We start from the raw sequence: 20557 nt of genomic DNA on the forward strand, positions 1-20557 counted from the left end.
CCCACGACCCCCGCCACCACCCTGGAGATCACCTCCACCGTCAAGCAGCTCAAGCGCGACGCCTGCATCCTGTGGAGCGGGCCCGCGATCGGCGACGGGCTGCGCATCGACCGGGGCGTCCACCTGTGGACGTTCACCAAGGTCAAGGGTGGCGTCCACGTGCACACCGAGGAGACCTGGACCGGCGCCCAGGTCGAGGCGGACGTCCCCACCGCGACCGCCGCCCTCGGCGCGGGGCTCGAAGCGTGGCTGCGCGACCTGAAGGCCGCCGCCGAGGCCCGCCACCGATAGGCGCTGGTCAAAGCGCTGTTTCGCCGTTCCAAGACCATCTCTTGACGGCTCGGGAGGCGTGGCGCAATTGATCAGCTGGGTAGGAGCCACCACGTAACAGTCGTGCGTGTCTCGGGGGGTTCGGATGCGACTGCGTATTTTGGGCGGGGTGGGACTGCTGGCCGCCGCCGCGATCCTGACCGGGTGCGACTCGCAGCCCGCCACCGTGAAGATGGCCGACACCAAGGCCGACGCCGCCGCCAAGCTCAAGGCGAGCAGGGCGGCCAAGGTCAAGGCCGCCGCCAAGGTCAAGGCCAACGAGCTGGGGCAGATCCCGGTGCTGATGTTCCACCGGATCGTCCCCAAGCCGGCCACGACGGACGACAGGTCGCCCGAGCAGTTCCGGGCCGACCTGGAGCGGCTGGTGAGGGAGGACTACGTGCCGATCACGGCCGCCGAGATGGTGGCCGGCAAGATCGACATTCCGGCCGGCAAGCACCCCGTCGTCCTGACCTTCGACGACTCCTCTCCTTCGCAGCTCACCCTGAACGAGATGGGCGTGCCGCAGAAGGACACCGCGGTCGCGATCCTGAAGGAAGTGGCGGCCAAGCACCCGGGCTGGCGCCCGGCCGCCACGTTCTACGTGACCCGCGACATGTTCGGCAAGACCGTACGCGAGGAGCAGGCGCAGGCGCTGCTCTGGCTCAAGGACAACGGGTTCGAGATCGGCAACCACACCCGTGACCACCTCAACCTGCGGGGCCGCTCGCAGAAGGAGGTCGAGGAGCAGATCGGCACAATCGCCAAGCAGATCAGCTCCTTGTCCTACACCAACCCGACCACCATCGCCCTGCCGTACGGCAACCAGCCGCGCCACAAGGACTGGGCGATGAAGGGCAAGCTCTACAACCACAAGGGCGCGTTCCTGGCCGGTTACACGCCGGCGCCCGCGCCGTTCAGCAAGTCGTTCGACGCGGCCGGGATCCCGCGCATCAAGGCCATGGAGAAGAAGGGCGACTGCGCCCAGTTCTGCTCGGCGGCCTGGCTCGACTGGCTCAAGAACAACCCGGACATGCGCTACACCTCGGACGGTGACGTGCGGACGGTCGCGTACCCGAAGTACAAGAATCCGTACCTGCGCAAGTCCTTCGCCACTTGGAGCCTGCCCTACTAGCGGCGGCGCTCAGGGGCGGGTGGTGAACGTGATGCCCGCGCGATGCAGGCGCTCGATCAGCGGCCGCCCCATGGCGGAGGCCGTCGTGAGCTGGCCCGCGAGCTCCGGTACGTCGTCGAAGGCCAGGCAGAGGGCGGACTCCGAGAGCATCTTGGCGGTCTCGTCGTAGCCCGGGTCGCCACCCGCGACCTCGGTCACCACGCGCTCGCCGCCGCCCTCGCCCAGCAGCGTGACCTTGAACCAGCTCTTCGCGCGCCGCTCGGGCGACGGGCCCTCGCCGGGACGTATCCGGTCCTGGACGCGCCTGCGCACGGCCGGGATCTGCGCGAGCGCGACCAGCGCGCCCGCGCCCGCCACCGTCGCCAGCGCGGCGGGGAGGGTCCTGACCGCGTAGTACTGGCGGTAGGTGAAGTCCGGGCCGTACCGGTCGAGCAGGCGGGCCGAGTAGCCGACGATCTGCGGGTCCAGGCTGGGCATCGGCAGGGCCCAGCCGCCCACGTAGCGCAGGCCGCCGGGCAGCGCGCTCACCTTTCGGCCCTTCGGCCGCGGCTCGGCGGAGCGGCGCTGCGTGCCCTGCTCGATCTGCCGGCGGGCGCGGCCGAAGATCGTCATCGCGGACGCGACCGTGCCGCCCGACGCGCTCAGGCTCGCCCGCATGAAGCAGCTGACCTTGAGCGGGACGCCCTCGGGGAGCCGGGACACGGTGTGCAGGGTGCCGAGGTCGTACGGGATCGAGTCGAAGCCGCAGGCGTGCACCAGCTTCGCGCCGCTCCTGACGGCCCGGTGGTGGTAGCGGACGTACACCCGGTCCACGAACTCGGCCTCGCCCGTGAGGTCCAGATAGTGGGTGCCGGCGTCGGCGCAGGCGGCGACGAGCGGCTCGCCGTACGTCACGTAGGGGCCGACCGTGGTGGCCAGCACGCGCGTACTGCGGGCCAGCTCGGCCACCGCCGCGGGGTCGGCGGCGTCGGCGATCAGGATCGGCGCGTCCAGCCCCAGCCGCTCCAGCTTGGCCCGGTCGCGCCCGGCCAGCGCCCAGCGCGTGCCGGGCGGCGCCGTCCTGGCCAGGTAGGAGGCCGTGAGCGCGCCGGTGAAGCCGCTCGCTCCGAAGAGCACGATGTCGTACGGACGTTCCATGATCTTGAGAGTCCTCGCAGAAGCCCGATGGCGCAAGCGATTCGTTCGTCTGCCCGTTTTCATGACGAATATCGCAAACCGTGACGTCACGAACGGTTAACGGATCCCTGGGAAGTTGCTGAGCGTCGTAAAGTTTGCGTCGTTGGGGTTCAGTACACGTGGGGATGACGAATGCCGCAAATCTCGCCGTTGGTGACCGGCGATCCCAGGGAGCTGGGACCGTTCAGGTTGTCCGGACGGATTGGAGAAGGTGGTCAGGGCATCGTTTACCTGGGCGTCAATGACAAAGGCGAGCAGGCGGCGATCAAGCTGCTGCATGTCAAATTCACCGGTGACACCATCGCCAGGTCGCGCTTCGCCAGGGAGCTGAAGGCGGCGCAGCGGGTCGCGTCGTTCTGCACGGCCCGGGTCGTGGAGGCCGACCTCGACGGTGACACACCGTACATAGCCAGCGAGTACATCGACGGCCGCCCGCTCAGGGAGATCGTCGAGACCGACGGGCCGCTCACCGGCACCGTGCTCGACCGGCTCGCGATCGGCACCGCCACCGCGCTCACCGCCATCCACCACGCCTCGATCGTGCACAGGGACTTCAAGCCCGACAACGTGCTGATCGCCGCCGACGGGCCGCGCGTGGTGGACTTCGGGATCGCCCGGATCATCGACTCCACGGGCACGATCACCAGCCGGGCCATCGGCACGCCCGCCTACATGGCGCCCGAGCAGATCGCGGGCGACGACATCGGCCCCTACACCGACGTGTTCTCCTGGGGCGCGACCATCGCCTTTGCGGCGACGGGCAAGACGGCCTTCGAGGGCAAGTCCATCGCCGTGGTGCTCAACCGGATCCTCAACCACGAGGTCGACGTCGGCATGATGCCGGAGCCGCTGCAGAGCGTGGTGCGCTCCGCGCTGAGCAAGTCCCCGGCGGAGCGGCCATCGGCCGACCAGATCCTGCTGCGGCTGCTCGGGCAGTCGTCCACGGTGGGGGCGTCCACGGCCGTGCTCACCAGAGGCGTTCAGGTGGCCAGCGACGACACCACGCCGTTCACGAGGGTGTCGGCCGGGTCGATCACCGACAAGCCCGGCCCGGCCACGGGCCACGGCGCGGCGGCGCCCCCGGGGCACGGCTCGGGGCACAATACGACCGGGTCCGCTCAGACGGGTTCTGCCGGGCCGGCGCACCCCGGCCCTGGCGCAACAGGGCACACGGGCGGTTCGGGGCCGCACAACAGCCTTCAGGCCCTCACGGTGCCACCGGAGACAGGCGGGACGCCGTACCCCGTGACCGCGCCGGGCGGGCCCGCGCGGCGCCGCCGGGCGAAGGTGTGGATCGCGGTGCTGACCGCGCTCGTCCTGGTCGCCGCCGCGGCGCTCGCGCTCGCGATGAACGGCTGGCCGCAACTGGCGTTCTTCGAGCAGCCCGTGCCGACCCGGACCTCCGAGCAGGAGTCGTCCGAGCAGGGGCCGTTCGACACGGTGGTCGACAAGGTGGCGCAGACCGGGCGGATCGTGATCGGTGTCAAGGGCGACCTGCCCGGGGTCGCGCTGCAGAACGGCGACGAGTTCCAGGGCTTCGACATCGAGGTCGCCAGGCGCATCGCGACCGGGCTGGGCGCGAAGGAGACGCAGCTCGTCAACATCGGCCGCGACGACCGGGCGCGCGCGCTGGCCGACGGCCGGGTCGATCTCGTGGTCGCCACCTACTCCGTCGACAACAGCGAGGTCCAGTTCGCCGGACCTTACTACGTGGCCCACCGCGACGTCCTGGTCCGCGCGGGCAGCGGCATCGACTCGCTGAAGGACCTCGAAGGCAAGAAGCTCTGCGCCCCCGACAGCCCGGCCGTCGGCGACGTGCAGGACAAGGTGAAGGTCGAGCCCGTGACGGCCGGCGACTACGCCATCTGCATGGACCTGCTCAGGAGCGGCGGCGTGGACGCGGTGCCGGGCGACGACCTGATCCTGGCCGGGTTCGCCGGCCGCGAGAACATGCGCTACAAGATCCTCGGCGCCAAGCTCAACAACGAGCGCTACGCCGTCGGTATCAAGGACGGCGACGCGAAGACCTGCAAGGCGGTGAAGGCCGTCATCGCCGACCTCTACGACAAGGGGGTCATCAAGCAGCTCCTGACCAGGCAGTTCGCGAAGGTGGACTTCCAGCCGGAGCTGAAGGTGCCCGCGATGGAAACCTGCTGATGACGAGCGGGTAACATCCCCAACGTCAGTGAATCGTCCTGCGAGTTAGGGGAAGGCCATGGCGTCGTCAGCCACTGTGCCCGTCAAGGTGCCCGTCAAGGTGACAGTCACCGGAGCCGCCGGCCAGATCGGCTACGCATTGCTGTTCCGCATCGCGTCGGGGCAGCTGCTCGGCGCCGACGTCCCGGTGAAGCTCAGCCTGCTGGAGATCCCGGCAGCCGTGAAGGCCGCCGAGGGCACCGCGATGGAGCTGGACGACTGCGCGTTCCCGCTGCTGTCCGGCATCGAGATCACCGATGACCCCAACGTCGCGTTCGACGGGGCCAACGTCGGCCTGCTGGTCGGCGCCATGCCGCGCAAGGCCGGCATGGAGCGCGGCGACCTGCTCGGCGCCAACGGCGGCATCTTCGGCCCCCAGGGCAAGGCGATCAACGACCACGCCGCCGACGACATCAGGGTCCTGGTCGTGGGCAACCCGGCCAACACCAACGCGCTCATCGCCCAGCAGAACGCGCCCGACGTGCCCGCCGACCGCTTCACCGCGATGACGCGGCTCGACCACAACCGCGCGCTGTCCCAGCTCGCCGCCAAGCTCCAGGTCCCGGTCACCGAGATCAAGAACATGACCATCTGGGGCAACCACTCCGCGACCCAATACCCCGACCTGTTCCACGCCGAGGTTGGTGGCAAGGTCGCGGCCGAGCAGGTCGACGGCGAGTGGCTGCGCGAGACCTTCATCCCGACGGTGGCCAAGCGCGGCGCCGCCATCATCGAGGCCCGCGGCGCCTCCTCGGCCGCCTCGGCCGCCAACGCCGCGATCGACCACGTCTACGACTGGGTCAACGGCACCGACTGGACCTCCGCCGCGGTCGTCTCCGACGGCTCCTACGGGGTGGCGGAAGGGCTCATCTCGTCGTTCCCCGTGCGTTCTGTGAACGGCCAGTTCGAGATCATCCAGGGCCTGGAGCTCGACTCGTTCTCCCGCGAGCGCATCGACGCCAGCGTCCGTGAGCTGGCCGAGGAGCGCGACGCGGTGAAGGGCCTCGGCCTGATCTGACGCGCGTCCCCGCTCAGCCCTGCGGCGCCTCCCGTCACGTACGGGGGGCGCCGCCGGCTCAAGGGGCCACTTCGGGTGCCGCGGGGCCGCTCGTCCTCGGGCAGGGCGACGGCGCGGTGGCGGGAGCCGGCTGCGGGGTGGCGAAGATGACGCCGGCGGCGGCCGTGAGACTCCCGGCCGTGATGAGGGCACCAAAGAGCAGCTTCGTGACCCTTGGTGAAAAGCTCCTCACATTTCGGTATCACAGCACATATCCCGCCTCCGTATCACTCATTTGCCGGAAAGCGCTCCCCAGGCGTCGGAAACGATGTCGCGCAGCGCGGCCCGTTCGGCCTTCCAGCCCAGCTCGCGCTGGATCTTGGCGGACGAGGCGACCAGCACGGCCGGGTCGCCCGCACGGCGGTCACCGACGACCACGGGGATCTCGTGCCCGGTGACCTCGCGGCAGACCGAGATCACCTCCTGCACGCTGAAGCCGGTGCCGCTGCCCAGGTTGTAGATCCTGTGCTCGCCGGGCGTGATCGCCTCCAGCGCCAGCAGGTGCGCCTTGGCCAGGTCGGACACGTGGACGTAGTCCCGCACGCAGGTGCCGTCCGGCGTCGGGTAGTCGGTCCCGAACACGCTCACGGACTCGCGCTCGCCGGTGGCGACCTTGAGCACGTTGGGGATGAGGTGGGTCTCGATCGCGTGCCGCTCGCGGAAGCGGCCGTAGGCCCCGGCCACGTTGAAGTAGCGCAGGCTCACCGCCCCCAGCCCGCGGATCTGCGCGTACGCGCTCAGCGCCGCGTCCACGGCCAGCTTGGACGCGCCGTAGGGGTTGGTCGGGCGGGTGGGATCGCTCTCCTCGATGGGCGTGTGCTCGGGTTCCCCGTACGTGGCCGCGGTCGAGGAGAAGACGATCTTGCCCACCCCCCGCTCCCGCATGGCATCCAGCAGGGCCAGGGTGCCGCCCAGGTTGTTGGCCCAGTAGAGCCCCGGCTGCGCCACCGACTCGCCCACCAGGGACTTGGCCGCGAAGTGCAGCACCGCGTCCACACCGTCGAGCGCGTCGTGGGCCTCGGTGATGGCCGCGCGAACGAAACGGGCGCCCTCGGGGACCGCGTCCTCGTGCCCCGTGGACAGGTCGTCGAGCACGGTCACCTGGTGTCCCGCCTCGATGAGCTGCGCCGCGACGACACTGCCGACGTAGCCGGCGCCTCCGGTGACCAGCAGCCTCATGTTTACTCCTGTAGAAATATGTTTGATTTTGTACGGCTTGCGGTTCAGCATACGCGGGAAACCTGCCGAGTACGCTGCCAACCACCATGTTTGACACCGTCGCGGCCAACATCGCCCTGGTTCTGCTGTTCATTCTCATCGGAGGGTTCTTCGCCGCCGCCGAAATCGCGATGGTCTCCCTGAGGGACAGTCAGGTCCGCAAGCTGTCGCAGAAGGGCCGCAGAGGCGAGCGGGTGGCCAAGCTCGCCCGAGACCCCAACCGCTTCCTGTCCGCCGTCCAGATCGGCGTCACGGTCGCCACCATGCTGTCGGCCGCGTTCGGCGCCGACCGGCTGGCGGCCCAGCTCGTGCCCGTGCTGGAGGGCTGGCAGGTGCCCGCCGCCGTCTCGCCCGTGCTCGCGCTCGTGCTGGTGACGCTGGCGATCTCGTACGTCTCGCTGGTGCTCGGCGAGCTCGCGCCCAAGCGCCTGGCACTCCAGCGGGCCGAGGGACTCTCGCTGTACGTGGCCCCCTTCCTCGACCGGATCGCCTCGCTGTCACGGCCGATCATCTGGACCCTGTCGAAGTCCACCGACGGCGTGGTCCGGCTGCTCGGCGGCAACCCCGAGGCCGACAGGGAGGAGGTCACCACCGAGGAACTGCGCGACATGGTGGTGGGGCACACCGATCTCACCGCCGACGAGCGCAAGCTGATCGGCGAGGTCTTCGCGGCCGGCAAGCGCCAGCTCAGGGAGGTGATGCTGCCGCGTACGGAGGTCGAGTTCATGGACGTGGACACCCCGCTCGACCAGGCGGCGCGGCTGGCGGCCGGTCTCCCGCACTCGCGCTTCCCCGTCTACCGCGAGTCCTACGATGAGATCGTCGGCTTCGTCCACGTACGCGATCTGCTCGACCCCGAGCTCACCGGGCGCACCGAGCCCATCGGCGCGGTGGTGCCGATCCGGGCGGCCAAGTTCGTGCCCGCGTCCAAGCGCCTGCTCACCACCCTGAACGAGATGCGGGACGAGGGCCAGCACCTGGCGATCGTGGTGGACGAATACGGCGGCACGGCCGGCATCGTCACCATGGAAGACCTGGTCGAGGAGCTGATCGGCGACATCAGGGACGAGTACGACGTCGAGGAGGACGTCGTGATCCTGCCCGCGGGCGAGATCGAGCTCGACGGCCTGACCAACCTCAACGACTTCGCCACCGAGACCGGCATCCGGCTGCCCGACGGTCCCTACGAGACGCTGGCCGGGTTCGTCATGGCCATGCTGGGCCACGTGCCCGCGGCGGGCGAGCGCGTGGAGGTCGCGGACTTCGAGCTGGCCGTGACCGAGCTGGACGGCCGCCGTATCGCCAAAGTGAGAGTGAAACGCCGTCCGGCCGCCGAGTCGCCGCCTGAGGCGGATTCCTGACACAATTGCCAGCTATGGCCAGACCTCGTGTACTCTCCGGCATCCAGCCCACAGCGGACTCCTTCCACCTGGGCAATTACCTGGGTGCGGTCCGCCAGTGGGTCACTATGCAGGAGACCCACGACGCCTTCTACTGCGTGGTCGATCTCCACGCGATCACCGTGCCGACCGAGCCGGCCGCCCTGCGCCGCCGCAGCCGCGTCGCCGCCGCCCAGCTCTTCGCCGCCGGGCTCGACCCGGAGCGCTCCACCGTCTTCGTGCAGTCGCACGTGCGCGAGCACACCGAGCTCGCCTGGGTGCTGATCTGCCTCACCGGCATGGGCGAGGCGGCGCGGATGACCCAGTTCAAGGACAAGTCCGCCAAGTTCGGCGAGAACGCGGCCAGCGTCGGTCTCTTCACCTACCCGATCCTGCAGGCCGCCGACATCCTGATCTACCAGGCCAACCGGGTGCCGGTGGGCGCCGACCAGAAGCAGCACCTGGAGCTCACCCGCGACCTGGGGCAGCGCTTCAACCACCGCTTCGGCGACACGTTCACGCTGCCGGAGCCGCACATCCTCAAGGAGGTCGAGAAGATCACCGACCTCCAGGACCCGACGGCGAAGATGTCGAAGTCGTCGTCGAGCCCGGCCGGCATCCTCGACGTCCTGGAGCAGCCGGGGCCGCTGCGTAAGAAGATCATGCGGGCGGTCACGGACACCGGGTCTGAGGTGCTGTTCGACGAGGAGAACAAACCCGGCATCTCCAACCTGCTCCGCATCCAGTCGGCGCTGACCGGGACGCCCATCCCCGAGCTCGTCGCCCGCTACGAGGGCCAGGGCTACGGCACCTTCAAGAAGGAGGTGGCCGAGGCGGTGGTGGAGACGTTCACGCCGATCAGGGAGCGTACGGAGAAGCTGCTGTCGGACGAGGTGGAGCTCGACCGCCTGCTGGCCATCGGCGCCGAGCGCGCGTCGGCGGTGGCGCGGCAGACCATGGCCGAGGTCCGCGACAAGGTCGGCTTCCTGCCCAAGCTGTAGTTCCCCCGCCCACCGGGCCACCGGTGGCCGACGTCGCCGCGGCGCCGGGGTTTTTCGCCCCGGCCGCCCGCCTGACGACCCTGGGGCCGCGTTGGGCGCGGAGGGGAGGAGCCAGGCGGACGACCGGGGACGTCCAATCGGCCGGTGCCGACCAGGCGGAGCCCCGGGTCGGCTGAGGTGGTGGATCAGGTGGGCCAGAGTCCCGGGCGCCGGTTGTGGAGGAGCGCGGACTGGTGGGCCAGGGCCGAGGCGAGCGTGATGGCGTCGGGCCCGCCGACGCGCTCCCGCACTCCCGCCGCCAGCAGCTGCGCGGTGACCGGCCGCCGCAGCCTGGCCGTCCATCTCGCCGGGCCCGGCCCTTCCGCGAGGTGCTGGATCTCCCACGCGGGATAGGTGGTGCGCAGGGCGTCGAGTTGACGCCCGGCGAGTAATCCGTCGGTGTCGGCCTGCTCTTCGGCCGGCGTGTCGATCATCTCCGCCGCGTCTCTCTGTGCACGCGCAGGATGGCCCGCAGAGCGGCCAGGCTCGGCCTGGTGAGCCGGATCTCGCCGCGGGTGGCGGTCCACCCTGAATGATCTCGCTCGAACGCCCACCCGGGGAACTCGCGCGACGCCTCCTGCAGCAGGCGTTCCATGACGAAATCGGCACTCGGCGCTGTGGTCATGAACGCAGGGTGGCATCGACACGCCGGTGCGTGACGAACTGCGGCGACAGATCTCCATGTTCGTCGTGACCGAACTCAGAGTTCGTAACTCAGGGCCTCAGAGCCTCAGGGCAGGATGCCGTGCCGCTCGGCGAGATAGCGGGCCTCCGGCGCCCACGACGGCCGCGCCCGCCGCGCCAGCGACCGGACCATCTCTCTCAGCAGCAGCTTGTGGTCGAGCTCCTCCGGGCATTCGCGTTCGATCCGCAGCAGGTGGAGGAGGCTGGCGGCGTCGTCGCCGAGGTCCTCGCAGGCGCGCGCGACGTGCCCCAGGTGGGTGGTGCGCCGCTCGATGGACGGGGTGTGGCGCAGGTCGATGTCGTCGGCGATGCGCAGCACCGCCTCGGGGCGGCCCGTGTCGTTCTCGATGCTGGCCATGTGGATGGCGACGTTGGTGGGCCCGAAGAAGGCCAGGTCGTAGACCCCCGACCCGTCCTCGACGCGCTCCGCGAGCTGCGTGGCCGGGCCGCGTACCGTCTCTCTGGCCTCGTCGTCGTCCCCGCAGCGGGCCGCGCTGATGGCGGCGAGCAGGTGCAGCGCGCCCAGCGCCTTGATGTGGCGCTCGTCGCCGTCCCCGACGTGCGGCTCCAGGATCTCGATGCCGCGCCGCGCGACGTCGTACGCGATCTGGTGCATGTCGTCGGACAGCATCGACTGCCCCAGATTCCAGTACGACCATCCGATCATCAGCGGATCGCCGGACTCCTCGGCGAAGCGCATGGCCCGGTCGGCGGCCATGTGCGCGAGATCCACCCGCTGCAGGTGCTTGAGCACCCCCCTGGCCAGCATGTACGCGTCCGTAGCCACGCTGTAGGCGGCCGGCGTGCGCTCCAGCGCGAGGTTCTCGGCGTCGGAGACCAGCGAGGGCAGGGCGGCCATCAGCACCGAGTAGCGGCGCGTCGAGGTGAACCAGGCGTTGCGGGCCGCCGCCACGCGTTCGGAGAGCTGCTCGGCGTCGGGCGGCTCGATGTCGGGCGGCGAGGTACGGCAGGTGAACAGGGCGCGCTCGATGTCGCTGATCTGCGGGCGGCTGGGCTCGTGCGAGTCGCGCGGAGCCTCGCCTAAGAGTACGGCGGTGCGCACGCCCAGCACCTTGGCGATCTCCCGGAGCAGGGGGAGCGAGGGCGTCCGCTTGCCGTGCTCGATCAGCTCGATGTGCCTGGGGGTGCAGCCGGACTGGGTGGCCAGCGCGGTGGTGCTCATACCCCGCCGTTCGCGCTGGAGCCGGACCATCTGCCCGGTGTTGATTTCGGTCATAGGCGCGATGCCTCCTGGCTCGGTCCCGACACCCCACAGGCTAGGGCTCCGTGCGGGTGCCTGCCATGGTTTCCGCCCTGCTCAGGGGGTGCCGCGCCCTGAGTGATGGGACAGGAGACGGGCCAGCGAATCCGTAAACCGCTCACGTTCCGGTCCGGTCAAGGGCGCGAGCAGGTCTTCCTGGAGCTCCGAGATCAGCTTGTGCAGCCGCTGCAGATGCCTGCGGCCCTGGGGTGTGACGGTGACGACGTTGCGGCGGCGGTCGGCGGCGTCGGGGGTGCGCTTGACGAAGCCGCGCTCGGCCAGCTCGTTGATGACGGCGACCAGGTCGCTGCGGTAGATGCCGGTGCGCCTGCTCAGCTCCGCCTGGCTCATCGGGCCCTTCTCGCGCAGTGCCACGAGCGCCGCGTAGTGCCATTTGCGGGCGTCCGCGCGGGCGAGCCCGTCGCTCACCAGGCGGTCGGCGTGCATGGCGACCAGGGAGAGCATCCGGCTGGGCAGGAGCTGCAGCGGGGCCGGGGTCTCCTGCTCGTCCATGGGGTCCGTCATGCGGAGATCCTATCCCGTTGCGTTAGTGGGACTAACGATGTACTTTCGTTGGTGGCACTAACGTTAGTCTGACGAACGAATGGGAGAGTGGCATGCCTGAGATCGACGTGCTCGATTCGACGATGTACTACGAGGAGACGATGGACTACGAGGGCTCGACGGCCTCCGGAGGCTCCGGTGACGGCGTCACCTTCGTCTTCCTGCATGGCAACCCGGCCTCCTCGCGCCTGTGGCGGAACGTGCTGCCGGGGGTGGCGGCGCCGGGCCGGCGGCTGCTGGCGCCTGACCTGATCGGCATGGGCCGCTCGGGCAAGCCCGACAGCCCGTACCGGCTGGGCGACCACGCCCGCTACCTCGACGCCTGGTTCGACGCGCTGGGGCTGGCGGACGTCGTGCTCGTCGGGCACGACTGGGGCGGCGTGCTCGCCTTCGACCAGGCCGCGCGCCATCCGGGACGGGTGCGCGGTGTGGCCTTCCTGGAGACGTTCGTCCGCACGCTGAGCTGGGCGGAGATGGGCGAGGGGCCGCGGGCCAGGAGTGAGCTGATCCGCGGCCCGGAGGGGGAGGCGCTGGTGCTGGAGCAGAACTTCCTGGTGGAGACCGCGTTCACGGGTGGCGTGCTGACGGCTCTGAGCGAGGAGGAGAAGGCGCCGTACCTGGCTCCGTACCCGACCAGGGAGAGCCGCCGGCCGCTGCTGACGTGGGCGCGCTCCATCCCGATCGACGGCGAGCCCGCCGACGTGGCCGAGACCGTCGAGCAGTCGGGGAAGTGGCTCGCGAGCAGCGACGACGTCCCCAAGCTGCTGCTCACCTTCGACTCCGCGCCGACGCTGATGATCGGGGCGGAGCTGGCGGCCTGGTGCGGGGAGAACATCGCCGCGCTGGAGGTCGAGCACTGCGGGCCCGCCGGGCACCACGCGCCGGAGGACCGGCCGGAGGAGATCGCCGCGGCGATCTCTTCCTGGGCGGCCCGCCACGGAAACTAGCCGGCCCGGGGTGGTCGCCGGCCAAGGGGAGTCAGCGGAAGCGGCGGCGGCCCATGTGTGACATGACCTCGCGCAGCGCGTCCGCCGCCGCCCGCAGGGTCTCCTCGGGCACCCCGCCGGCCACTTCCGCATAGCCGCGGCCCGCGGCCTCCAGCCCGGCCGTGGCCATGCGGCGGCCCTCGTCCGTCAGCTGGACCCAGCGGCTGCGCGCGTCGCCCTGGTTGGCCTCGCGCTCCACGTAGCCGGCCGCCGTCAGCCGCTGGAGCACGTTGCTGATGCCGCCCGAGGTGAGGAACAGCGCCTTCGACAGCTCGCTCGGCCGCATCCGGCAGGTTGGCGGGTCCGCCCTGCTGAGCGCGGCCAGCACGTCGAACTCGGCGTACGTCAGCTCCAGCTCCGCGAGCTCGGCCTTGACCGCCTGGTCGAACTGCTGGTGCAGCCGCGTCATCCGCTTGCCCAGCTCAAGGGTGGCGATGAGGGACGGCGACAGCCCCGCCTCCGTCCAGCGAGGCACCATCGCGTCGACCTCATCCGGTTTCACCTCACCGAGGATACCGATCCAAAGATTGCTTTCTAAAAAGCTTCTCATTAAGCTTTTCACTATGACATCCACGACTCTGATCAAGAACGGCGTCGTCATCGACACCGAGCCGGAGCCCGTCGTGCTGGGCCAGGTGGACGTGCGGATCGAGGACGGCGTGCTCGCCGAGGTGGGTCCCGGCCTGACGGCGGGCCCGGGAGCGGAGGTGATCGACGCCACCGGCCGGCTCGTGCTGCCGGGGTTCGTCGACACCCACCGGCACACCTGGCAGGCGGGCATCAGGGCGGTCACGCCCGACATCACCTTCCCCGGCTACCTGCAGCGGATCATCGGCGAGCTCGCACCGCGCCACCAGGCCGCGGACGTCTATGCGGGCAACCTGGCCGGCGCGCTGGAGTGCCTGGACGCGGGCATCACGACCCTGCTCGACTGGTCCCACATCCAGCTCACCCCCGGCCACACCGACTCCGCCGTGCGGGCGCTGCGCGACTCCGGCATCAGGGGCGTGTTCGGTTACTGCTACGGCGGCGCGCCGGGCGGGCTCGACAGCGAGACCAGGCGGGTGCGCGAGCAACTCTCCGGCACGTCCGGCGACCTGGTCACGATGGCCCTCGCGGCGCTGGGCCCGGAGATCGCCGGCGAGGAGCGCGCGCTGGAGGAGTGGCGCCTGGCCGCGGAGCTGGGCCTGCCGGTGACCGCGCACCTCGGCGGGCACGGGAGCGAGAGCGCCGCGCGCGGCCTGGCGTTCCTGGAGTCGAACGGCCTGCTCCGCACCCCCACCACCTTCGTGCACGCGCTGCACTACACCGACGAGGAGTTCAAGCGCATCGCGGCGGCCGGCGGGAGCGTCTCGGTCTCGCCTGTGGACGAGATGAACCTGGCGATCGGCTACCCGGTCTCGGGACGCGCCCGGGCGGCCGGGATCCCGACCGGGCTCAGCGCCGACACCGTGGTGTGCGCGCCCGGCGACATGTTCAGCCAGATGCGCACCGCCCACCTGCTCGAACGCGGCCGCCCCGACGGCGCGGGGCTGGGCTTCAGCACGCGTGACGCGCTGCGCATGGCCACCATCGAGGGCGCGGAGGTGCTCGGGCTGGGCGATGCCGTCGGCTCGCTGCGGCCCGGCAAGCAGGCCGACCTGATCGTGCTGCGTACGGACACGCTCGGCATGGCGGCGGCCCACGACCCCATCGGCGCCGTCGTGCTGAACGCCGACACCAGCGCGGTGGAGACGGTCATGGTCGGAGGGCGTGTCGTCAAGAGCGGTGGGCAGTTGCTTCACCACGACCTGGCGACGGTCCTCGCGGCGCTGAAGGAGTCGGCGGACAACCTGGCGCGCGCGTGATCATCGCCCTGGCTCGGGGGTAGGGCACTCCCCGGGGAGAGGGTGTGGATGGCGAGTCTCACGCAGCGGATCGGGTCGGTGAAAGCCTGGGGCCGCCGCAAGGTGGGTGACTGGCGGGTGCGCAGGCTGTCGCTCGACCATCTGATCAGGGCGGTCCAGCGCTACGAGGGCCAGTCGGGCGACCGGCTGGCGGGCGCGGTCACGTACTTCGCCTTCCTGTCGTTCTTCCCGCTGGTGGCGCTGTCGTACGCGGTGCTCGGGTTCGTGGTGGCCAGCAACGACGCCGTCACGGACGCACTGCAGCAGGCGATCAACGAGCGGCTGCCGGGGATCAGCGCCCGGCTCAGCATCAAGGCCATCGGCGAGGCCAAGGAGACCGCCGGGATCATCGGCCTGCTGGGCCTGCTCTACGCCGGGCTCGGCGCGATGGACGCGCTGCGCGGGGCGTTGCGCGAGATGTCGATGACGACCAGGCCGCCGCTCAACTTCTTCCTCGGCAAGCTGCGCGACCTGGCCTCGATCATGATGATTGGGGTCACGATGATCGCGTCCGTGCTGGTCGCGGGGTTCGCCACCACGGCCACGGACAAGGTCATGAACACGGTGTTCGGCGACAATTCCCCCGCGGCCGGCCTGGGGCTCAGGATCGCGGGGCTGGCGCTCAGCGTGGGGGCCGACTGGCTGCTGTTCGTGATCCTGCTCGGGTGGGTGGCCAGGCCGACGCAGGCGTTCCGGTCGATCGCCAAGGGGGCTCTGCTCGGGGCGATCGGGTTCGGGCTGCTCAAGCAGGCGGCCACGCTGCTGCTCGGGCAGACGCTGGGCAACCCGCTCTACGGGACGTTCGCCGTCATCGTCGGGCTGCTGATCTGGATCAACTTCTCGGCCCGGCTCGTGCTCTTCGTGGCCGCCTGGACGGCCACCGCCGGGCTCTGCCCGCCGCCGTCCCCGACGCCGGTCCCTCAGCTCCCGGACGCACCGGCCGAGTCGGGCGCACCGGCCGGACGGGAGCCGGAGGTGTGACCGGCCGGGTGCCGCATCGGGGTGCCCGGCCGGGCGGGCGTCAGAGGCGTGACCTGCCGCGCCTGCGGCGGATCCCGTAGCCGAGCCAGATCAGCCCGAACAGCAGCCCGCCGCCGATCACCACCGCGCCGATCGTCCTGCTGGAGTCGGTCTGCTTCTTCGCGGCCGTGTCCAGCAGCGGCGGCTGGACGGCCGGGGTGACCTGCGTGGTCGCCGGCGCCGACGCCCCGGGCTGGGGAGCGGCCTGCGCGGCGGGCAGCGGATCCACCAGCTGGCCGACCGGCGTGGCCTTGCCCCTGACCGAGAAGCCCCAGTCGAGCAGGTCGGCCACTTCCTCCCAGAAGTAGCCCTCGTGCCGCATGATGCTCACCAGGATCGTGTGCCCGCCCCGGGTGGCCGCGCCGACGAAGCTGCCCTGCGCCTTCGAGGTCCAGCCGTTCTTGACGCCGACCATGCCCTTGTAGCGCCAGAGCAGCTTGTTGTGGTTGCTGATCTCGTAGTGGCCCCTCGGCGCGGGGAAGGTGGACGTCTTCGTGCTGATGTAGCGCTTGAACTCGGGGTTGGCCAGCCCGGCCCGGGCGATGAGCGCCAGGTCGTAGGCCGAGCTGCTCTGCCCCGGCTTGTCCAGGCCGCTGGGCGTCTTGGCCACGGTGTCGTTCGCCTGCAGCCGCTTGGCCTCGGCGTTCATGTCACGCATGGTCTGGGCGAGGCCGCCGTTCGTCTCGGCGAGTGCCATCGCCGCGTCGTTGCCCGACGACATCATCAGGGCCTTGAACAGGTCGTCGACCTTGTACGTGGCCTTGACCGAGAGCCCGACCGCGGTGCCCTCCTGGTTGCAGGCGTTCTTGCTCGGCCGGATCTTGCGGTTCTTGTCCAGCTTCGGGATGAGCGTGAGCGCGGTCAGCGTCTTCAGCGTGCTCGCGGGCAGATAGCGCCCGTGGGCGTCCTTGGCCGCGAGCACCTGGCCCGTGTCCACGTCCGCGATGACGAACGAAGTAGCCTGGGTCTTGGGCGGCTTCTTGACGCCCTCGGGTGCGACCAGGCCGCGGCTGCCCAGCGCCTCGCCGCCGACCGGCGTCGACGGTGTGGCATATGCGGTCCCGCCGGTGAGCGAGACCGAGGCGATGAGTGCCGTGACAGGCACGATTTTCGTCCACATGGCGGTCTCAGCGTAGCTCCGGGTGAATGTCCATGTGGCGACACATCCCCCGAAGATCCACCTTCGATACTAGAGAGACGGGCATGTCACGAAAGATCGCCGGATTCCTCATCATCCTCGGCGCATTCATGATCTTTGAGTGGGTCAACCTGGGGTTTAACTTGGCCGACGGCCATCCGACCGCCTTCTACGTGGTGCACGGCATCCTGATCGCGGTCAACATCGTCCTCGCCCTGGTGCTGGGCGTCATCGGCTGGCGAGGACTCCGCGCCGCCTCCGTCAGGGGCCGCAAAGGAGACGCCGGGTGAGCGCGTGCAGCTCGTCGGCCTCCTCGCGTGAGTCGCCGATCGAGGTGAAGCCCAGCTTGCCGTGATCGGGAACGGCGCCGAGCAGGTGGAAGACGTTTCCGGTCCGCCGCTCGGCGTCGAACCCGATGCCCATCCGCCCGGCCGTGCGCATGACCTCGCCGGGGGTGCGTCCGCGCAGGCAGGACGAGGCGCAGTTGTCGGTCGCGGTGTAGAACTTCGGCTGATCTCCGGCCATGAGCAGACCGGTCCCCGGATCGTACGTGGCCCCGGTGGTCAGCACCGCCGCGCCGAACGGGTGCGTGGTGCCGCCGATCCGCAGGTTGATCTCGCACAGCAGCGCCGCGTACCCGCCGTCGGCCTTCAGCGCGAAGAAGTCCATCCCGAACAGCCCGACCACGCCCCGATCCGCCAGGATGCGCGCGATCCGCGCGGCCGACGCGCCCACCTCGGCCCGGTACTCCGGCGCCGCGGGGAACGTGCAGCCCTGGTAGACGTGGTTGTTGGTGCCGCCGAGCACCTGGTCGTGCGTGGCGAGCACCTGTGCGTCCCCGCCGGGCGTGATTTGCGCCAGCGCGCTCGGGTAGTAGAGCGGGCGATGTTCGATGAATTCCTCAACCACAGCCCCCCGGCCCCTGATCTTCGTGGTGAAGCTGGTCCAGGTCTCACCGGCGGCCGAGAAGCTGGTCAGCGATCTGTCGGCCTTGGTGACGATCGCGTTGCCCAGCCCCGAATACCCGTCGTTCAGCTTGACGATCACCCGCTCGCCCGGCAGGGCCTCGATCGCCTCCTCGATCTCGATCGCCGAGTGCACGTCGCCGAAGCCGCGCGCCATGGGCACGCCGGCCTCGTGGCCGACCTCTCGGGAGCCGCTCTTGGAGCCGTAATAGGCCAAAGAGGTGGCCGGACCGTAGATGGGAACGTTGAGTAGCGAAGCCAGCTCCTCTTCGAGCTCGCTGAGGACGAATGGCACCACCCATGCGTCACCGTCGATAGCGCAGCGTAGTTGCTCGATCGCGTCGGGACGGGAGAGCAGGGTTTGGGTCAGCGGCTGGGACCAGGGGTCGTCGAGGCTGATCAGGGTGAGCCGCTTGGCCGCGTCATCCGGATCGGGCAAGAACGCGAAGTAGTAGTCGATGATGTCCGGATCGATCGGCGCGGAGGACAGGTAGATCACCTTGACCCCGGGTGCCCGGAGCGTGAGGAGCAGGAAAAGCAGCCGTTCTTCGTACGATCTGGCCGCTGTGATGCGGCGGAGCTCGTCCTGCGGCAGGGAGAGCGAGGGTACGACCACCAGGGTCCCCTCGCTCGGCTCGAAGATGCTCAACCCAGCATGCTTCTCCCCGAACGGGATATTAGTGATCATATAGCGAGTGAAACACGCATTCTTCTCAAATGCAGCCAGCGCCGGAGTGGCATGACCATGACGGAAGGTGACAGGATTCGGAATCGCTGACCACGTTTGGAAGTGGCGACATCGGGTCACTATCTAATGATCCCTTGTGACTATTTCCGGATCATGAGGACGTTCACGGACTGTGACAACCTGCAGTTCCGGGCAGGCCATCGGCTAGCTTTTGGTGTATCTGTCGGCGAGAAGACGCACGAGAGCGATAAAGTCGAAGCATCGCCATCGGGCTCACGGCCGACCGCCGTGCACCCAGGCTGCAGCGGCACTCGCGACAGACGAACGCAACGCCCGTGCTGACGATCTCGCGCACCTCGACCAGGGGGTGTGTTTTTTGATTCGCCGAGCGGCCGCTCGACCTGGGGGGCCACACGCGGGATGGACGAGTATTTACAGCGCATGAGCCGCGATCGCCAGAACGTTTGGGGCGCGCGGCATTGGGACGGGATGGTGACACATGCGGGGACGTGAGCTGCGGGGGGAACTCGACGCGTTCCTGGCGGAGACCGAGCCGGAGCTCGTGGCGTTCCGCCGCGACCTTCACATGCATCCAGAGCTGGCTTTCGCCGAATATCGCACGACACAGCGCATCGCCGACCGGCTCACGGCCGCCGGGCTGACTCCTTTGATCCTTCCTCGTGGCACCGGCGTGATCTGTGACGTGGGCAGCGGTGACGGTCCTACGGTGGCGTTGCGCGCCGATATCGACGCGCTGCCGCTGCAGGACGAGAAGGACGTGCCCTACCACTCGACGGTCGCCGGGGCCTGCCACGCGTGCGGCCACGACGTGCACACCACGGTCCTGCTCGGCACCTCGCTCTTCCTCGCCCAGCAGGCCGCGGCCGGTCTCCTGCCGGGCCGCGTACGCCTGATCTTCCAGCCCGCCGAGGAGCTGCCGGGTGGCGCGCTGGAGGTCATGGCGCAGGGCGGCATCAGCGGCGTCGACCGCATCTTCGGGCTGCACTGCGACCCGCGCGTGGACGTCGGCCAGCTCGGGCTCAGGTCCGGCCCGATCACCTCGGCCTGCGACAAGCTCGTCGTACGCGTCTCGGGCCCCGGCGGCCACACCGCCCGCCCCCACCTCACGGCCGACCTGGTCTTCGCGCTGGCCAAGATCCTCACCGAGCTGCCCGCCGCCCTGTCGCGCCGGGTGGACCCGCGCTCCTCGCTCAGCCTCGTCTGGGGCAAGGTGCAGGCCGGGTCCGCGGCCAACGCCATCCCCGACGACGGGGTCGCCGAGGGCACGGTGCGCTGCCTCGACGAGAACGCCTGGCACGCCGCTCCCGACCTGATCAAGTCCCTGCTGGAGTCGGTGGCCGGCGCCTACGGCGTGGAGGCCACGATGGACTACACCCGCGGGGTGCCGCCGGTGGTCAACGACGAGGTCAGCGTCGAGATGCTGGCCGAGGCGGCGGAGCGCGCGCTGGGCGCGGGCGCCGTGGTGCCGACGCAGCAGTCGCTCGGCGGGGAGGACTTCGCCTGGTATCTGGAGTCGATCCCCGGCGCGTTCGCCCGGCTCGGGACGCGGTCGCCCGACGGTGTCACCTACGACATCCACCAGGGGACGTTCGACGTGGACGAGAAGGCGATCTCGATGGGGGTGCGGGTGATGGCCGCCACCGCGCTGACCGCGTTGTGGGATGTCGGGCCGCTCGACTCGATCACCAGCGCCATGGCCTGACCGTCCCCTCCCGGTCCGGACCCCCGCCGTGCTTCGGCGGGGGTCTTCTTTTTTCGGGGCGGGTGCATGGTCGGCCTGGTCCCTCCGCCCTCCGCCGTACTCCGGCTGAGGTCCTGTCTCTTATACCCATCT

General features: G+C 69.9%; 20 protein-coding genes. 11 read left to right on the forward strand and 9 right to left on the reverse strand.

The annotated features are described in order from the left end of the window. The coding region (locus ETD85_RS45490) for an SRPBCC family protein (protein WP_476739306.1) at positions 1–291 on the forward strand (291 nt) is incomplete at its 5' end. A gap of 148 nt (positions 292–439) precedes the next feature. Then, entirely contained in the window at positions 440–1444 is a 1005-nt protein-coding gene (locus ETD85_RS45495; protein WP_240779860.1) for a polysaccharide deacetylase family protein, read from the forward strand. Between the two features lie 9 nt (positions 1445–1453). On the opposite strand, the gene ETD85_RS45500 is transcribed toward ETD85_RS45495, so the two are convergent. Next, the gene (locus ETD85_RS45500; RefSeq protein WP_138696069.1) at positions 1454–2581 is read right to left on the reverse strand and encodes a saccharopine dehydrogenase family protein; all 1128 of its coding nucleotides are present in this window, start codon (positions 2579–2581) and stop codon (positions 1454–1456) included. 171 nt (positions 2582–2752) lie between these two features. On the opposite strand from ETD85_RS45500, the gene ETD85_RS45505 reads away from it, so the two are divergent. Then, positions 2753–4777, forward strand: a complete 2025-nt coding sequence (locus tag ETD85_RS45505) for a serine/threonine-protein kinase (protein WP_138696070.1) — start codon at positions 2753–2755, stop codon at positions 4775–4777. A gap of 58 nt (positions 4778–4835) precedes the next feature. Continuing rightward, positions 4836–5834 carry a malate dehydrogenase gene (locus ETD85_RS45510; protein WP_138696071.1) on the forward strand — a complete coding sequence of 333 codons (999 nt, stop codon included), beginning with the start codon at positions 4836–4838 and terminating at the stop codon, positions 5832–5834. Between the two features lie 270 nt (positions 5835–6104). Here the strand turns inward: ETD85_RS45510 and galE are convergent, their stop codons facing one another. Next, the gene (galE, locus tag ETD85_RS45515; RefSeq protein WP_138696072.1) at positions 6105–7052 is read right to left on the reverse strand and encodes a UDP-glucose 4-epimerase GalE; all 948 of its coding nucleotides are present in this window, start codon (positions 7050–7052) and stop codon (positions 6105–6107) included. Between the two features lie 86 nt (positions 7053–7138). Here galE and ETD85_RS45520 point away from each other — a divergent pair, with 86 nt between their 5' ends. Both ETD85_RS45520 and trpS read left to right on the forward strand, forming a co-directional pair. Continuing rightward, the gene (locus ETD85_RS45520; RefSeq protein ID WP_138696073.1) at positions 7139–8452 is read left to right on the forward strand and encodes a hemolysin family protein; all 1314 of its coding nucleotides are present in this window, start codon (positions 7139–7141) and stop codon (positions 8450–8452) included. Positions 8453–8466: 14 nt separating this feature from the next. Then, positions 8467–9471, forward strand: coding sequence for a tryptophan--tRNA ligase (gene trpS, locus ETD85_RS45525; RefSeq protein WP_206059289.1), 1005 nt, complete (start codon positions 8467–8469; stop codon positions 9469–9471). Positions 9472–9656: 185 nt separating this feature from the next. Here the strand turns inward: trpS and ETD85_RS45530 are convergent, their stop codons facing one another. From ETD85_RS45530 to ETD85_RS45545, 4 genes are all read right to left on the reverse strand, one after another. Next, positions 9657–9944 carry a hypothetical protein gene (locus ETD85_RS45530; RefSeq protein ID WP_138696075.1) on the reverse strand — a complete coding sequence of 96 codons (288 nt, stop codon included), beginning with the start codon at positions 9942–9944 and terminating at the stop codon, positions 9657–9659. Next, positions 9941–10135: a hypothetical protein gene (locus ETD85_RS45535; RefSeq protein WP_138696076.1), complete on the reverse strand. Its 195-nt coding sequence runs from the start codon at positions 10133–10135 to the stop codon at positions 9941–9943. The genes ETD85_RS45530 and ETD85_RS45535 overlap by 4 nt, the downstream gene beginning before the upstream one ends. Positions 10136–10240: 105 nt before the next feature. Continuing rightward, on the reverse strand, positions 10241–11431 hold the full coding sequence (locus ETD85_RS45540) for a helix-turn-helix domain-containing protein (protein ID WP_138696077.1): 1191 nt from the start codon (positions 11429–11431) through the stop codon (positions 10241–10243). Between the two features lie 81 nt (positions 11432–11512). Continuing rightward, on the reverse strand, positions 11513–11980 hold the full coding sequence (locus ETD85_RS45545; protein ID WP_138696078.1) for a MarR family winged helix-turn-helix transcriptional regulator: 468 nt from the start codon (positions 11978–11980) through the stop codon (positions 11513–11515). Positions 11981–12072: 92 nt separating this feature from the next. On the opposite strand from ETD85_RS45545, the gene ETD85_RS45550 reads away from it, so the two are divergent. Next, the gene (locus ETD85_RS45550; protein ID WP_138696079.1) at positions 12073–12966 is read left to right on the forward strand and encodes a haloalkane dehalogenase; all 894 of its coding nucleotides are present in this window, start codon (positions 12073–12075) and stop codon (positions 12964–12966) included. A gap of 31 nt (positions 12967–12997) precedes the next feature. Here the strand turns inward: ETD85_RS45550 and ETD85_RS45555 are convergent, their stop codons facing one another. Next, entirely contained in the window at positions 12998–13507 is a 510-nt protein-coding gene (locus tag ETD85_RS45555; RefSeq protein ID WP_170247188.1) for a MarR family winged helix-turn-helix transcriptional regulator, read from the reverse strand. 61 nt (positions 13508–13568) lie between these two features. On the opposite strand from ETD85_RS45555, the gene ETD85_RS45560 reads away from it, so the two are divergent. Together ETD85_RS45560 and ETD85_RS45565 are read left to right on the forward strand one after the other, a co-directional pair. Next, positions 13569–14852: an amidohydrolase family protein gene (locus tag ETD85_RS45560; RefSeq protein ID WP_138696081.1), complete on the forward strand. Its 1284-nt coding sequence runs from the start codon at positions 13569–13571 to the stop codon at positions 14850–14852. A gap of 48 nt (positions 14853–14900) precedes the next feature. After that, entirely contained in the window at positions 14901–15872 is a 972-nt protein-coding gene (locus tag ETD85_RS45565) for a YihY/virulence factor BrkB family protein (protein ID WP_138696082.1), read from the forward strand. A 40-nt stretch (positions 15873–15912) separates the two neighbouring features. Here ETD85_RS45565 and ETD85_RS45570 read toward each other — a convergent pair whose 3' ends face one another. After that, positions 15913–17016: a D-alanyl-D-alanine carboxypeptidase family protein gene (locus ETD85_RS45570; RefSeq protein WP_240779861.1), complete on the reverse strand. Its 1104-nt coding sequence runs from the start codon at positions 17014–17016 to the stop codon at positions 15913–15915. Between the two features lie 98 nt (positions 17017–17114). On the opposite strand from ETD85_RS45570, the gene ETD85_RS45575 reads away from it, so the two are divergent. Beyond that, complete coding sequence (locus tag ETD85_RS45575; RefSeq protein WP_138696084.1) at positions 17115–17339, forward strand: SCO4848 family membrane protein; 225 nt, start codon at positions 17115–17117, stop codon at positions 17337–17339. Here the strand turns inward: ETD85_RS45575 and ETD85_RS45580 are convergent. Next, entirely contained in the window at positions 17311–18663 is a 1353-nt protein-coding gene (locus tag ETD85_RS45580) for a peptide ligase PGM1-related protein (protein ID WP_138696085.1), read from the reverse strand. The genes ETD85_RS45575 and ETD85_RS45580 overlap by 29 nt on opposite strands. Positions 18664–19201: 538 nt before the next feature. Here ETD85_RS45580 and ETD85_RS45585 point away from each other — a divergent pair. Beyond that, entirely contained in the window at positions 19202–20425 is a 1224-nt protein-coding gene (locus ETD85_RS45585; protein WP_138696086.1) for a M20 family metallopeptidase, read from the forward strand. The last annotated feature ends 132 nt before the right edge of the window (positions 20426–20557 follow it).

Source organism: Nonomuraea zeae (assembly GCF_005889725.1).
Taxonomy (GTDB): Bacteria; Actinomycetota; Actinomycetes; order Streptosporangiales; family Streptosporangiaceae; genus Nonomuraea; species Nonomuraea zeae.

Coding starts and splice junctions, on each gene's coding strand:
- ETD85_RS45500 (WP_138696069.1), bottom strand. CDS start 2,581: ATGGAACGTCCGTACGACATCGTGCTCTTCGGAGCGAGCGGCTTCACC.
- ETD85_RS45505 (WP_138696070.1), top strand. CDS start 2,753: ATGCCGCAAATCTCGCCGTTGGTGACCGGCGATCCCAGGGAGCTGGGA.
- ETD85_RS45510 (WP_138696071.1), top strand. CDS start 4,836: ATGGCGTCGTCAGCCACTGTGCCCGTCAAGGTGCCCGTCAAGGTGACA.
- galE (WP_138696072.1), bottom strand. CDS start 7,052: ATGAGGCTGCTGGTCACCGGAGGCGCCGGCTACGTCGGCAGTGTCGTC.
- ETD85_RS45520 (WP_138696073.1), top strand. CDS start 7,139: ATGTTTGACACCGTCGCGGCCAACATCGCCCTGGTTCTGCTGTTCATT.
- trpS (WP_206059289.1), top strand. CDS start 8,467: ATGGCCAGACCTCGTGTACTCTCCGGCATCCAGCCCACAGCGGACTCC.
- ETD85_RS45530 (WP_138696075.1), bottom strand. CDS start 9,944: ATGATCGACACGCCGGCCGAAGAGCAGGCCGACACCGACGGATTACTC.
- ETD85_RS45535 (WP_138696076.1), bottom strand. CDS start 10,135: ATGACCACAGCGCCGAGTGCCGATTTCGTCATGGAACGCCTGCTGCAG.
- ETD85_RS45540 (WP_138696077.1), bottom strand. CDS start 11,431: ATGACCGAAATCAACACCGGGCAGATGGTCCGGCTCCAGCGCGAACGG.
- ETD85_RS45545 (WP_138696078.1), bottom strand. CDS start 11,980: ATGACGGACCCCATGGACGAGCAGGAGACCCCGGCCCCGCTGCAGCTC.
- ETD85_RS45550 (WP_138696079.1), top strand. CDS start 12,073: ATGCCTGAGATCGACGTGCTCGATTCGACGATGTACTACGAGGAGACG.
- ETD85_RS45560 (WP_138696081.1), top strand. CDS start 13,569: ATGACATCCACGACTCTGATCAAGAACGGCGTCGTCATCGACACCGAG.
- ETD85_RS45565 (WP_138696082.1), top strand. CDS start 14,901: ATGGCGAGTCTCACGCAGCGGATCGGGTCGGTGAAAGCCTGGGGCCGC.
- ETD85_RS45575 (WP_138696084.1), top strand. CDS start 17,115: ATGTCACGAAAGATCGCCGGATTCCTCATCATCCTCGGCGCATTCATG.
- ETD85_RS45585 (WP_138696086.1), top strand. CDS start 19,202: ATGCGGGGACGTGAGCTGCGGGGGGAACTCGACGCGTTCCTGGCGGAG.